Below are 13792 nucleotides of genomic sequence, written 5' to 3'. Positions count from 1 at the left end.
TTCTGTCGATCATTAGTTTTCAGCGGTCTGCCTGGCCTCGTCGTTGGCCGGCGCCTGCTGTTTCTTTTTCTTTTGTAGCTCCGCCAGGGCTTCTCGGCACCGGGCTTCCGCTGTGTCTATTTCCATCTCTGCCTGGGCAATGTCGTTCTTCTGCTGTTCCAGCATGGCTTTGCGACCGTCCAGGATCTCCAGCATTTTCAAGAGCTGTTTTTCGTTACCGGTGAGGGTTTCATCCCACAAGTCAAACAGCTCCCGGGTTTCCGCCAGGGTGAAGCCCATGCGCTTGCCGCGAAGGATCAACTTCAGACGCACGCGATCCTTGGTGCTGAAAATACGGGTCTGTCCGCGTCGGCGCGGCTTCAGCAGCCCCTGATCCTCATAGAAGCGGATGCTTCGCGTTGTGACATCGAACTCCTGTGAGAGCTCGCTGATGCTGAACGTTCTTTTTTCGACCATTGCGATTTCCTTTTTCGACTTAGGTTAGATAAAGTTTACGTAAACGTAAAGCAGTTTTCTGGTCCGATTTTAAACAAACAGAATTCCGAAAAGGGGAGTGAACGATGGATTTCAAAAATGTACCGGCCATTGTAACAGGCGGCGCTTCCGGGCTGGGCGAGGGTGCAGCCCGCGCGCTGGCAGCTTCCGGATGCAAGGTGGCAATCCTGGATCTGCAGAAAGAGCAGGGCCGCAAAGTGGCCGAGGACATCGGCGGGATTTTCCTCGAGTGTGATGTGAGCTCCCCCGATAGCGCGGAAGCTGCCATCAGTGCTGCCCGCGAGGCCCATGGTCCCTGCGGCATTGCCGTGAATTGTGCCGGTATTGCCACGGCTTCCAAGATTCTGGGCCGCGAAGGTGTGATGCCGCTGGAGAACTTCAGCAAGGTTATTCAGGTCAACCTGATTGGTACCTTTAACATTCTGCGTCTGGCCGCGGCGGATATGGCCCAGCGTGAACCCAATGCCGATGGTGAGCGTGGCGTAATCATCAACACGGCTTCCGTGGCGGCTTATGAAGGTCAGATTGGCCAGGCGGCCTACAGTGCCTCCAAGGGCGGTGTGGTATCGCTTACCCTTCAGTCAGCCCGTGAGCTGGCTCGCGAGGGCATCCGTGTAAATACGATTGCACCTGGCCTCTTCATGACACCCATGATGGCGGGTATGCCCGAGGAAGTTCAGGAAAGCCTGGCAGCCACGCTGCCGTTCCCGAAGCGTCTCGGCAAGCCGGAAGAGTTCGGCATGATGGTGGACCAGATGGTGCGCAACCCGATTCTCAACGGCGAAGTGATTCGTCTGGACTGCGCGCTCCGCATGGCGCCCAAGTGAAGCATTCAATTGCAGGAGACATACATGACCGTGTCTGTTGATAAAGAAGAACTGGCGATGTTCCGGGATTCCGTAATCAAGGTCCTGGAAAAAGAAGTGACGCCGCACTACGAAGCCTGGGAAAAATCCGGTCTGGTGCCGCGCGAACTCTGGAACACCCTGGGCAACGCCGGCATGCTTTGTGTGGATGTGCCTGAAGAGTGGGGCGGCATTGGTGCCCCCTTCCAGTTCTCCGTCGTTGTGGGCGAAGAACTGGCCCGCATGGGATTCGGCGCACTGTCCACCAACGTGATGGTGCATTCCGACATCGTGGCGCCTTACCTTAGCCACATGGGCAATGAAGAGCAGCGTCAGCAATGGCTGCCCAAACTGGTCTCCGGCGAAGCCGTAGGTGCCATCGCCATGACCGAACCCGGTGCCGGCAGCGACCTGCAAGCGATTCGCACCAGCGCCGTGAAAGATGGCGACGAGTACATTCTGAACGGCTCCAAGACCTTCATCACTAACGGCCAGCACGCCGATATGGTGATCGTTGCCGCGAAAACCGACCCGAAGGCCGGCGCCCGCGGCATCAGCCTGTTCCTGGTGGACACCTCGCTGCCGGGCTTCAGCAAAGGTCGCAACCTCGACAAGATCGGCCAGCACTCCGGGGATACCTCCGAGCTGTTCTTCTCCGATATGCGCATCCCGGCCTCCGCTCTTCTCGGTGAAGAAGGGCAGGGCTTTGTGTATCTGATGAAGGAACTGCCCCGGGAACGCCTGGTGATCGGTGCTCTCGGCGTAGCCGCCGCCCGTGGTTCCCTGGACCTGACCATCGCCTACGCCCAGGAGCGGGAACTGTTCGGCCAGAAACTGGCCCAACTGCAAAATACCCGCTTTGAAATCGCTCGCATGGAAACCGACTACCGGGTCAACAAGGCCTTCGTGGACCAGTGCATCGACCAGTACGACCTGGGCGAACTGGACGCGCCAACCGCCTCCATGGCCAAGTACAGCGCCACTGAAATGCAGTGCCGCGTGGCCGATGGCTGCCTGCAGCTGTTTGGCGGTTACGGTTACACCACCGAATACCCGATTTCCCGGGCCTTTATCGACGCGCGGGTGCAGCGGATTTATGGCGGCACCTCGGAAGTCATGAAAGAAATTATTGCCCGGTCGGTACTGGGTAAAGCCTGATAAAGGCAGACGAACTCACAATCTGAAGGCCGGGTGCCAGATGCCTTTCAGGGACTGTCTGCAGCATGGATGCTGCAGTCAAGCGTACATGGAAGTATTCACAGCGTGTCCCTGAAAGGCGTCTGGCACTTGGCCCAGCACCAAATTAGAGGGCATTTAACATGAATGGTAACGACGTAGTAATCGCAGGCTCAGCAAGAACCCCGATGGGCGGCATGATGGGCTCCCTCAGCTCCGTGCGCTCCCCGGAACTGGGCGCCATCTCCATCAAGGCCGCCATCGAGCGCTCCGGCCTACAGCCTGCAGATGTGCAGGAAGTGATCATGGGTTGCGTACTGCCCGCAGGCCTCGGCCAGGCCCCGGCCCGCCAGGCCTCACGCGCCTCCGGCATTCCCGACAGCTCCGGTTGCACCACCATCAACAAGATGTGCGGCTCCGGCATGCAGGCCGTGATCATGGCTCACGATCAGATCAAGGCCGGTACCAACAACATCATGATTGCTGGCGGCATGGAAAACATGAGCCAGGCACCGTACCTGCTGCCCAAAGCCCGCGGTGGTATGCGCATGGGCCACGGCCAAGTGATGGACAGCATGTTCCTGGATGGCCTGGAAGACGCCTACGAAGGCGGCCTGATGGGCGTCTTCGCCCAGCGCACCGCGGATAAATACGACATCAGCCGTCAGGCCATGGACGAGTTTGCCATCGGCTCCCTGCAGAAATCCCTGGCCGCCATCGAAAACGGCTGGTTCCGTGACGAGATTGTGCCGGTGACCGTTTCCGGCCGTGGTGGCGACACCGAGGTCGATACCGACGAGCAGCCGGGCAACGCCAAGCCCGAGAAAATCCCGCACCTGAAGCCGGCCTTCGCAAAAGACGGTTCCGTGACTGCGGCCAACTCCAGCTCCATCAGCGACGGTGCCTCCGCCCTGGTACTGGCCTCCGCCGCCGAAGCTGACGCCCGTGGCCTCGTTCCCCAGGCCCGAATCGTGGCTCACGCCACCCACGCTCGCCTGCCAGCCGAGTTCACCCTGGCGCCCATCGGTTCCATCGAGAAGGTGCTCAAGAAAGCTGGCTGGAGCGTCGACGACGTGGACCTGTTCGAAATCAACGAAGCTTTCGCGGTGGTTACCCTGGCGGCCATGAACGAGCTGAAACTCCCGGCTGAAAAGGTCAACGTCCACGGTGGCGCCTGTGCCCTGGGGCACCCGATTGGCTCTTCCGGTTCGCGGATCATCGTTACACTGATCAATGCTCTGAAGCAGCGTGGGCTGAAGCGTGGTGTGGCTTCGCTGTGTATTGGCGGTGGTGAGGGGACTGCTGTTGCCATTGAGTTGATCTGATTGCCTCTCCTCGTAGCCTGCCTGTTTAGGGGCGGGCTTGCGGGGTGGCCGGTGGAGTTTTTCTTGGAAAAAGAACTCCCTTCGCTCAGACACCTTTTTCCGGCGAAAAATTCACCGGCCACTCCCCATAGGCTGAAGTTCTAAACCTCCCAGAAAGCCCAATTTGATATCAGTCATGCGCCCTTGCTGCTGATTTGCTAGCCTTCAGTGCATCGAACGTCCCCGGCATTGGAGAAAGAAACCCCGTGCGAAAGCGCCACGAGTTTATTGAGGAATCCCGCAAACAGTGGAGCTCCGAGCCTGCGTTCGTGGCCTCCATGGCCGCAGCGGCTGTGGGGCTGGGGAACCTGTGGCGGTTTCCTTACATGGTGGGGGAGAACGGCGGTGGCGCTTTTGTGGTGGCTTACCTGCTGGCGCTGATTGTGGTGGTTCTGCCCATCATGATTCTGGAAGTGTCGGCGGGGCGTCTTTCCAAGGGCAGTACCGTTCAGACTTACCGGCAGGTGAACCGCTTTGGCGTGGTCTATGGCTGGTTTGTGGTTCTGATCACCATGGCCATTACCAGCTATTACCTGGTGATTACCGGCTGGACCCTGGGGTATGCGGTGGATGCCGCAACGGACGATCTCCGGGTGTTCGGGGATTTTACCGCCGGGTATAACTCGCTCTGGTACTTTTTCGCCGTCACTTTGCTCGGGGCTATCATCCTGGCCAAGGATGTGACGGCCATTGAACTGATGTCGAAGATCCTGATGCCGGTGTTGATCATTGTGATGATCGGGCTGGTGGTCTTTGCCAGCCGCACACCCGGTTGGGAGCAGACCAAGGATTTCTTTTTTCAGGTGGACTGGAGCCGGCTGGCGGACGGCAAACTTTGGGCGTTTGCCTTCGGGCAGGCGTTCTACACCCTCGCGATTGGCCAGGGGTATCTGGTGACCTATGGCAGTTTCATCCCCCGGCAGACCCACGTTCCCAGGGCCTGTCTGATTGTCGCAGGCACGGAGACCAGCGTGGCGTTGTTGGCAGGCTGGATGATCTTTCCGTTTGTGTTCAGCCTTGGCATGGAGCCCACGGAAGGCAGCCAACTTGCTTTCGTGACCATGCCCCGGGTGTTCGAGGACATGGTTGGTGGCTACTGGGTGGGCACGCTGTTTTTCAGCCTGTTCTTCATGGCGGCGTTCAGCTCCAGTCTGGCCGGTTTGAAGGTGATGATTGCTGCGGTGGCGGAAGAGTTCCGGCTGAGCAATGGCCGGGCGGTCAGTTTGGTTACCCTGGTCATGCTGGTGCTGGGTACAGCATCGGCGCTGAGTTTCACACCACTGGAGTGGAACATTTCCGGGGAGCCGGTCCTGGATGTGATCGACCGGGTGGCCGGCGGCAATGTGATTATCTTCTCCGGTGTCCTGGGCGCGGCCATGTTCTGCTGGTTTATACCACCGGAGAAGATCCGGACTGTGCTGGGCACGGAAAGCCGTTGGTGGGAATGGCGGATGTACCTGGTTGGCCGCTATCTACCGCTGGTGATGCTGCTCTGGATTGCGGTGACTTACGCTTTGAACCAGATGGGCATTACTCAGGCCTGACCTGAAATTCCCGGGGTTCGATCTTCAGTTTTTTAAGGCGCGAAGTCAGGGTGGTGGGTTTTATGCCCAGCATGGCCGCTGCGCCATCTTCGCCGAAGACCCGGCCACTGCTCATGGTGAGGGCCCGGGTCAGGTTCTGTTTCTCCAACTCCCGTAACTCCTGTTCTGTCATCAATTCGCCGCTGTAATGTCTCGCGGGGGGCGTTGTTGTATTTATACGGGCGGTGGAATCCGGCCCGGGCAGGTCCAAGTCCAGCCGGCCGTCGGCGGTGATCACCTGGCGCTCGATCACGTTTTCCAGTTCCCGCACATTGCCCGGCCAATGATAGGCCTTCAGGGTTTCCACATCCCTCTCGCGCAGCGCCAGGGTGGGGCGGTTGAACTTCTGGCAGGCCCGGTTCAGAAACTCCTGGGCCAGGATGGGGATGTCTTCCAGACGGCGGCGCAAGGGAACGGACTCGATGGGAAACACGTTCAGACGGAAATACAGATCCTCCCGGAAGGTTTTCTGCTGCACTTCGGCTTTCAGGTCGCGGTTGGTGGCGGCGATAACGCGAACGTCCACGGCCCGGGTGCGGTTTTCCCCCACCCGCTCGAATTGCTGATCCTGAAGCACGCGGAGTAGTTTGCCCTGCAGCTCCAACGGGATTTCGCCCACTTCATCCAGGAACAGGGTGCCGCCGTCGGCCAGCTCGAACCGACCGACGCGGTCGCTGACGGCGCCGGTGAAGGCTCCTTTGATGTGGCCGAAAAATTCGCTCTCGAACAGATCCTTGGGGATGGCTGCACAGTTCACCCGGATCAGGGGGCGATCCCGCCGGCTGCTGGATTGGTGAATGGCCCGGGCGATCAGTTCTTTGCCCGTGCCGGATTCACCGGTGATCAGCACGTTGGCATCGGTGGGCGCCACCATGCCAATCCGGCGTACGATGGCCTTGATGGCATCGCTTTGGCCGAAGATCTCGTGGAAGTGGTACTCGGCGCTTAATTCTTCCTGCAAATAGGCGTTTTCCATTTCCAGGCGGCGCTTGAGGGTCTCCACCTCTTCCAGTGCCTTGTGCAATTCGTTCTGGGCTTCCTGGCGGGCGGAGATATCTCGGAATACCACCACAGCACCTACCGGATGGCCGTTGTCGAGAATGGGTGTGCTGGTGTATTCCACCGGGAAGCCGCTGCCGTCCTTGCGCCAGAACCAGTCCTCTCCAACCCGCTTCACGCTCGCATCGCGGAAGGCGGCGTATATCGGGCAGTCCTTGAGTGGGTACAAGCTGCCATCGGCATGGGAGTGGTGCACCACCCGGTGCAGAACCCGACCCATAAGCTCGTCGATTCGCCAACCCAGCATGCGTTCTGCTGCGGGGTTTGCGAAGGTGCCTCGGCCCTCGGCATCCACCCCGTAGATGCCTTCCCCGACGGCATGCAGGATCAACTGGTTTTCTCTCTCCATGTCCTTGAACAGCTCTTCCACCCGTCGCCACTCGAGCAGGCCGCCCCGGTGGTAGTGGTTGGCATCATGGCGCTCCCGGAGGGTGCGTAATTGGCGCCGGTCTCTAAGCAAAAGAAGTATGTTCTGGGATTCCGCCTCGCCGACCCGGGACGAGGAGATTTCGAGTTCCACAGTGTGGCCGTCCCGATGCTGCAGAAAGAAATCGCGGCTCCAGCCGTGACTGCGAAACAGAGTCTCTTCGGTAAAGGCGATCAGTTGCGGGCGCTGGTCTGTAAACAGATGGGTGCAGGGTTTCCCCGTCAGCGATTGACGGTCTGTGCCGATCATCCGGCCCATGGCGCTGTTGGCTGACAGAATCAGATCCCGCGCAGCGTCCACCAGCAGGGCCGCTTCCGGGAGATGATCGATCCAGTTGCAGGTTATTTCAGGGCTGATGATGGCTTCGTTATTCATGGTGGCTTCCCGAGTCAGTCTGACGGAGAAGAATCAATCCCCGTGCCAACTACGAAAATTCGCAGTCTACGCTACGAAAAATCGTTAATTACGAAATATCGTAGCTCGACTGTTTGCTGGCTTCTGAATATTGGGCATTTAAAAACAAAGAGTTAAAAAAATTTCTGCACTTGGCACAAACCCTGCGATACCCCCTTCAGAACGCGTAGCCGGCCTGCCCCTGTTTCGACCGTCGGGCCCGAGCCGCATTTTTGTTGCACCACAAGAGTGCAGAAATAACCAGTAAATCACGCTAAACGCAGGAGAGTGCCCCATGACCACGAAAAGCCTCGGAAATCCTTTTGATGGTGACAAATCCCTGATTCACGCAAAGACCTGCGGCTGCCCTGAGTGCAAGCCGGGCGACAGCGCCCCGTCTATTTCCCTTGATCTCAAGCCTTCTGCCGGCCAGCAGGCAGTGGCGGATGAGCCTCTGGACTCGGAAGCGATGATGGATCGTGCCATTGAAGGCGCCGTCGTGCGCTCAGTGTTTGGTCACAACGAACACAGCCGGCGCAGCTTCATGAAGATGATGGGAGCGGGCACCGCAGCGGCCGTTCTGGGCAGTGTGTTCCCTATGGAAAAGGCCAAGGCCGCGGTGAAGGAGTCTCTCGGCAAGCTTGAGAAAACCAAGCTGAACGTCGGCTTTGTACCCATTACCTGCGCCACGCCGATCATTATGGCTCACCCGATGGGTTTCTATGAGCGCTACGGACTGGATGTCACCGTGACCAAGACCGCCGGCTGGGCGGTGGCTCGCGACAAGTCACTGGCGGGCGAATACGACGCTTCCCACATGCTGACTCCCATGCCCCTGGCCATGACCATGGGCGCTGGCTCCACACCGGAGCCCTACATCATGCCCGCGGTTGAAAACATCAATGGCCAGGCGATCGTCCTGCACGTGGACCACAAGGACAAGCGCGATCCCAAGCAGTGGAAGGGCTTCAAGTTCGGGGTGCCGTTCGAGTACTCCATGCACAACTTCCTGTTGCGCTACTACCTGGCCGAGAATGGCGTCGACCCGGACAAAGACGTGCAAATCCGTGTGGTACCGCCACCTGAAATGGTTGCTAATCTGCGCGCCGGTAACCTCGACGGTTACCTCTCCCCGGACCCGTTCAACCAGCGTGCAGTTTGGGAGAAAGTGGGCTTTATCCACATGCTGACCAAAGATATCTGGGAAGGCCACCCGTGCTGTGCTTTTGCCTGCAGCCAGAAGTTCGCCACCGAGAACCCGAACACCTATGGCGCTCTGCTTCGCGCCATCATCGACGCGACCCAGTACTCCAACAATCCGGATAACCGCAAGGAAATCTCCGAAGCCATTGCGCCCAAGAACTACCTGAACCAGCCGGTGCCAGTGATCCAGCAGGTGCTGACCGGTTACTACGCGGATGGTCTTGGCGAGGTGAAAGACGTTCCGGACCGCATTGATTTCGATCCGTTCCCCTGGCACTCCATGGGCGTCTGGATTCTCACCCAGATGAAGCGCTGGGGGTATATCGAGGGTGATGTGGACTACAAGGCCATCGCCGAGCAGGTGTACCTGGCCAGCGAGACCGGAAAGCTGATGGAAGAAATGGGTTACTCCGCACCGGATAAAACCTACAAGACCCACACCATCATGGGTAAAACCTTCGATCCGGACAGCGCCGAAGAGTATACCCGCAGCTTCGCGATCGGGAGGGTGTAATCATGGCTTCCCTGAACGTCCGGGCAGCACTGCTGTCGGTGTCGTTCCTGATTCTGGCCCTGGGGCTCTGGGAAATGGCAACCCAGCCCCCGGAGGCCCAGACCGGAATGACCGAATACGAAATGCTGATGGGTGGCGCGGATCAGGAATCCCGTGTGCCGCCACCCTCGGCGGTGATCAAGCTGGCCTGGGCAGAGCTGTCCAACCCGTTCTATGACGCCGGCGCCAACGACAAGGGTATCGGTATCCAGTTGGCCTACTCGGTATACCGGGTGCTGACCGGGTATCTGGCGGCCATGGCCATCGCACTGCCTATCGGCTTCCTGATCGGTATGTCGCCGCTGATGTACAAGGCACTGAACCCTTACATTCAGGTGCTGCGACCGATCTCGCCGCTGGCCTGGATGCCGCTGGCTCTGTTCATCATCCAGGACTCCGACGCCTCGGCGATCTTCGTGATCTTTATCTGCTCGATCTGGCCGATGCTGCTGAACACGGCCTTCGGTGTGGCCAACGTACGGCAGGACTGGGTGAACGTGGCCCGTACCCACGAACTCAGCCCGATCAAGACGGCACTTACGGTCATTCTGCCGGCCGCCGCTCCCACGATCCTGACCGGCATGCGCATCTCCATCGGCATCGCCTGGCTGGTGATCGTCGCCGCGGAAATGCTCGTGGGCGGCACTGGAATTGGCTACTACGTGTGGAACGAATGGAACAACCTGGATCTGGCCAGTGTGATCTTCTCCATCCTGATGATCGGGGTGGTGGGCATGCTGCTCGACCTGGCCCTGGGCAAGGCCCAGAAACTGGTGGAATACAAAGAATGAGCGGTCCGGCACCGGCTTCCGGTGCCGGCCTCAACCCTCCGAATGGAGACCTGTTATGAGTAAATCATTCCTGGAAGTAGATGGCCTGTCCAAGGTGTACCCGGACGGCCAGGGCGGCGAGTTGACCGTCTTCGAGGATATCCGCTTTGCCCTGGAGAAAGGTGAGTTTGTTTGCATCATCGGCCACTCCGGCTGCGGCAAATCCACCATCCTGAACGTGCTGGCAGGCCTCGACGAAGCCAGCGCCGGCAACGTGGTGATGAACGGCAAGGAAATCAAAGGCCCCGGCCTTGAGCGCGGCGTTGTGTTCCAGAACTACAGCCTGCTGCCCTGGAAAACCACCCTCAACAACATCGTGTTCGCAGTGAAAGCCCGCTGGCCTGAGTGGTCAAAAGAGAAAGTGAAGGAACATAGCGAGCGCTACCTGAAAATGGTGGGCCTGGACCATGCCCTGAACCGCAAGCCGTCCCAGCTGTCCGGCGGTATGCGCCAGCGGGTGAGTATCGCCCGGGCCTTCGCCACCCAGCCGGAACTCCTGCTGCTGGACGAGCCTTTCGGTGCGCTGGATGCGCTCACCCGTGGCGTGATCCAGGACGAACTGGTGAAAATCTGGGAAGAAACCCGCCAGACCGTGTTCATGATCACCCACGACGTGGACGAAGCCATTCTGCTCTCCGACCGCATCTTCCTGATGTCCAACGGCCCCAACGCCCGCATCGCCGAAAGCGTGAAAGTGGACATCCCACACCCACGGGCCCGGGCCACCATCTTCCAGAACCCGGCCTACCACAAGACCCGGGATTACCTGGTGGACTTCCTGGTCAACCGCAGCGGTTCTGCCCTGCCGGAAAAAGATGGCAGCCCGAAAGTTGCTGAGCCTGCCAAGGGCGGTAGCCAATCAACGCCCGAGGTGTCCAAGCCCGAATCCGAAACCACCGCCCGCGCGGTGAATGCCTGACGTTACAACCCAAGAGAGGAAAACAGCCATGATGAACAAAGAACTGATGACCGTAAAAATCCTGGAAGCCAAAGTGTCCAAGGGCATGACCTGGGAAGCCATCGCCGAAACCATCGGCATGTCCCCGGTGTTCACTACCTCGGCCGCCCTGGGCATGAACAGCCTCAGCGAAGACAAGGCCTTTGCCCTATGCGAAACCCTGGGCCTGGAAAAGCCGGTGGCCGAAGCCCTGCAGGTGTGCCCGAAAAAAGCCTGGGATGGTGCCGTGCCCCAGGATCCGCTGATTTACCGTCTGTATGAAGTGGTGGGCGTTTACGGCGACACCATGAAGGAACTCATTCACGAGAAGTTCGGTGACGGCATCATGAGTGCCATCGATTTCACCATGGACATCGAGAAGGAGGAGAATCCGAAGGGCGACCGTGTTGTCGTGACTATGAACGGGAAGTTCCTGCCTTATAAGGCTTGGTAAACGTTCGAACGGAAGCTTCGGAGTGGGCCCGCCTTTGTAGCCTGTTGGTTGAGGGGCGGGCTTGCGGGGTGGCAGGTGGATTTCTCTTGGAAAAAGCAACTCGCTTCGCTCAGACATCTTTTTCCGGTGAAAAATCCACCTGCCACCCCCGTACCTGCCCGCCAGACCTCAGGCTACAAAAAGACCCTGCCCGCGAAACCTCAGGCTACGAAAAGTCCATGCCCCCATAGCCTCAGGCCGATCGAGACCGGGCCATAGACCCAGCTGCGAGGGCAACCTCAGCAACTGTGTGCAACTTCTCTAGTTGCGACTGCAACATGGCAATCGGCCGCGTGCCTTCCAGAGTGAGCGCGATATCCAGATGCTCGCCGGCGGTTTCGACGGCCATGGTGGCGATCCGGAACCCACGGATGCGGACCACCTGGCAGAGCCGCTCCAGGGCGGCGGCTTCCTGGGTCATTCGGCAGTTGATGGTGTAGCTGGGCGTTGATGGCTTGTTTTGCGGGTTCATGCAACTTGCTCCTTGCTGGCTTTGGCGGTTCGGGCGGTTTCGTCGATCATGTCGGTGTTGCTGGCGCCGGGTTTGACGATGGGCCAGACGTTTTCTTCCCGGCTGATGGCTACGTGCAGCAGCATCGGGCCGTTGTAGGCCAGGATGGTTTCGATGCCACGGCGGATCTGGTCCGTGCGTTCGATGTGCAGGGCCGGGATGTCGAAGGCCCGGGCCATGGCGACGAAGTCAGGATTGTCGTCCAGGTTTATCTGGCTTTCCCGGTTGTTGTAGAACAGCTCCTGCTGCTGGCGGACCATGCCAAGGCACTGGTTGTCCATCACGATCAGTTTTACCGGCAGGTTGTAGCGGCGGATGGTGGCCAGTTCCTGGGCGTTCATCATGAACGAGCCGTCGCCGGTCACGTTGATCACCGTGCTGTTGCGGTCGGCAAACTGCGCGCCGATGGCTGCGGGCAGGCCGAAGCCCATGGTGCCCAGGCCGCCGCTGGTGAGGTGGTGGCGTGGGTGATCGAAATCGTAGTGCTGGGCCACCCACATCTGGTGTTGGCCAACGTCGCAGGCAATTATGGTGTCGTCTGGAGCGATCCGGGAGAGCTGGCGAATGAAGGCCGGGCCGGTGATCGGGGCCAGGGGCTCTTCGTTGTCGGCGGCGTGGAAGCCACCGGTGGTGTACCAGGTGCGGCATTGTTTTTGCCACTCCTTGATGGCCAGTGGCTCTGCCTGCAATGCCTCAGTCAGTGACGTCAGGATTTCGTTCAGGTCGCCCCGGATGGCCAGATCGGCGTCGCGAAGTTTGTTGATCTCGGCGGCGTCGGCGTCGATGTGGATCAATTTGGCGTTGGGGGCAAAGCCGCCGAGTTTGCCGGTGGCGCGGTCGTCCAGGCGGGCACCGATGACCAGCAGCAGGTCGCACTCGTCGACGGCCTTGTTGGCGGCCCGGGAGCCGTGCATGCCCAGCATGCCGAGGTTGTAGGGGTTGTGTTTGCCGGGGTTGCCAATGCCCTTCAGCGTGACAACCGCCGGCAGGGCTGAGGATTCGGCAAAGGCCCGGAAGGTCTCCTCGGCATGGGCCAGGCTGATACCGCCACCACTGTAGAGCAGGGGCTTATGAGCGGCCCGCAACATCGCCAGGGCTTCCTTCAGGTCTGGCGAAGTTGGCTCACAGGACTGGGCCTGGGGGAAGGGGGCATCGGCAACGTTGCTCAGCAACAGGTCCTTGGGGATATCAATCCAGACCGGTCCGGGGCGGCCGCTCTGGGCCAGCTCGATCGCCTCTTCCATGATGGCGGGCAGGCTGTCGGCATCGTCGATCAGGTAGCTGTGTTTAACGATGCCCAGGGTCATGCCCAGTACGTCGGTTTCCTGGAAGGCGTCGGTGCCGATCAGGCCGGACGGCACCTGGCCGGTGATGACCAGCATGGGAATGGAATCCCGGTGGGCGTTGGCAACGCCGGTGATCAGGTTGGTGGCACCGGGGCCAGAGGTGGCAATGCAGACGCCCAGCTTGCCGCTGGCCCGGGCGTAGCCATCGGCCGCCAGGGCACAGCCCTGTTCGTGGCGGCACAGCACGTGTTCCACGCCCACATCGTCCACCAGCGCGTCGTATAGCGGCATGATGCAGCCGCCCGGGTAACCGAAAACCGTGCTGATGTGGTGGCGGTGGAACGCTTCAAGAATGTGCTGTGCGCCGTTCATGGTCGTTTTTCCCTTTTCTTTTGCCGTAAAAAAAGAAACCCCCGGGACCTTTCGGTGCCGGGGGTTTCTGGTGTTTTGTCAGGTTTGTCGCTATCTCACCCGCTTGTCCACGCAGAAGCCCCCGGACGGTACCACGACCACCAGGACAAGCTTCACAAGGACAATCACTGCGTTGAGATTCATAAAATCGACAGTCTGCTCTGAATTCATAAAAAAATTCTGTGTAGAATCTACCCCACGTTTTTAGACGGATGCAACCGTTAAT

The 13792-nt window shown here is 59.4% G+C and carries 12 protein-coding genes; 8 read left to right on the top strand and 4 right to left on the bottom strand.

Annotation, left to right across the window (positions count from 1 at the left end):
• Positions 1-12: 12 nt before the first annotated feature.
• Positions 13-456, bottom strand: coding sequence for a MerR family transcriptional regulator (locus tag WA411_RS16085; protein WP_069183908.1), 444 nt, complete (start codon positions 454-456; stop codon positions 13-15).
• 104 nt (positions 457-560) lie between these two features.
• On the opposite strand from WA411_RS16085, the gene WA411_RS16080 reads away from it, so the two are divergent.
• The 4 genes from WA411_RS16080 to WA411_RS16065 all read left to right on the top strand — a co-directional run bounded on the left by WA411_RS16080 (position 561) and on the right by WA411_RS16065 (position 5424).
• Positions 561-1322, top strand: coding sequence for a 3-hydroxyacyl-CoA dehydrogenase (locus tag WA411_RS16080; protein ID WP_069183907.1), 762 nt, complete (start codon positions 561-563; stop codon positions 1320-1322).
• Positions 1323-1346: 24 nt separating this feature from the next.
• Positions 1347-2498, top strand: coding sequence for an acyl-CoA dehydrogenase family protein (locus WA411_RS16075; protein WP_014576486.1), 1152 nt, complete (start codon positions 1347-1349; stop codon positions 2496-2498).
• Positions 2499-2659: 161 nt separating this feature from the next.
• Entirely contained in the window at positions 2660-3841 is a 1182-nt protein-coding gene (locus WA411_RS16070) for an acetyl-CoA C-acyltransferase (RefSeq protein WP_291908173.1), read from the top strand.
• Between the two features lie 245 nt (positions 3842-4086).
• Positions 4087-5424 carry a sodium-dependent transporter gene (locus WA411_RS16065; RefSeq protein WP_291908172.1) on the top strand — a complete coding sequence of 446 codons (1338 nt, stop codon included), beginning with the start codon at positions 4087-4089 and terminating at the stop codon, positions 5422-5424.
• Here WA411_RS16065 and WA411_RS16060 read toward each other — a convergent pair.
• Positions 5411-7324 (bottom strand): sigma 54-interacting transcriptional regulator, encoded by a 1914-nt coding sequence (locus WA411_RS16060; protein ID WP_291908171.1) that lies wholly within the window; start codon positions 7322-7324, stop codon positions 5411-5413. The genes WA411_RS16065 and WA411_RS16060 overlap by 14 nt on opposite strands.
• A 313-nt stretch (positions 7325-7637) precedes the next feature.
• On the opposite strand from WA411_RS16060, the gene WA411_RS16055 reads away from it, so the two are divergent.
• The 4 genes from WA411_RS16055 to cynS are packed head-to-tail and all read left to right on the top strand — an operon-like array spanning position 7638 to position 11319.
• Positions 7638-9059 carry an ABC transporter substrate-binding protein gene (locus tag WA411_RS16055; RefSeq protein ID WP_291908170.1) on the top strand — a complete coding sequence of 474 codons (1422 nt, stop codon included), beginning with the start codon at positions 7638-7640 and terminating at the stop codon, positions 9057-9059.
• Positions 9060-9061: 2 nt separating this feature from the next.
• Positions 9062-9889 carry a nitrate ABC transporter permease gene (ntrB, locus tag WA411_RS16050; protein ID WP_069183902.1) on the top strand — a complete coding sequence of 276 codons (828 nt, stop codon included), beginning with the start codon at positions 9062-9064 and terminating at the stop codon, positions 9887-9889.
• A 55-nt stretch (positions 9890-9944) separates the two neighbouring features.
• Entirely contained in the window at positions 9945-10847 is a 903-nt protein-coding gene (locus WA411_RS16045; protein WP_291908169.1) for an ABC transporter ATP-binding protein, read from the top strand.
• Between the two features lie 28 nt (positions 10848-10875).
• Positions 10876-11319, top strand: a complete 444-nt coding sequence (gene cynS / locus WA411_RS16040; RefSeq protein ID WP_291908168.1) for a cyanase — start codon at positions 10876-10878, stop codon at positions 11317-11319.
• A 232-nt stretch (positions 11320-11551) separates the two neighbouring features.
• Here the strand turns inward: cynS and WA411_RS16035 are convergent, their stop codons facing one another.
• Both WA411_RS16035 and ilvG read right to left on the bottom strand, forming a co-directional pair.
• Positions 11552-11830, bottom strand: coding sequence for an ACT domain-containing protein (locus WA411_RS16035; protein WP_291908167.1), 279 nt, complete (start codon positions 11828-11830; stop codon positions 11552-11554).
• On the bottom strand, positions 11827-13527 hold the full coding sequence (gene ilvG / locus WA411_RS16030) for an acetolactate synthase 2 catalytic subunit (protein ID WP_291908166.1): 1701 nt from the start codon (positions 13525-13527) through the stop codon (positions 11827-11829). Before ilvG ends, WA411_RS16035 begins: the two co-directional genes overlap by 4 nt.
• Positions 13528-13792 lie beyond the last annotated feature (265 nt).

Source organism: Marinobacter sp. CH_CUG1437-1 (assembly GCF_037029655.1).
GTDB lineage: Bacteria > Pseudomonadota > Gammaproteobacteria > Pseudomonadales > Oleiphilaceae > Marinobacter > Marinobacter salsuginis.
The sequence above is the reverse complement of the archived record's forward strand: the minus strand, read 5'-3'. Positions and strand labels throughout refer to the sequence as shown.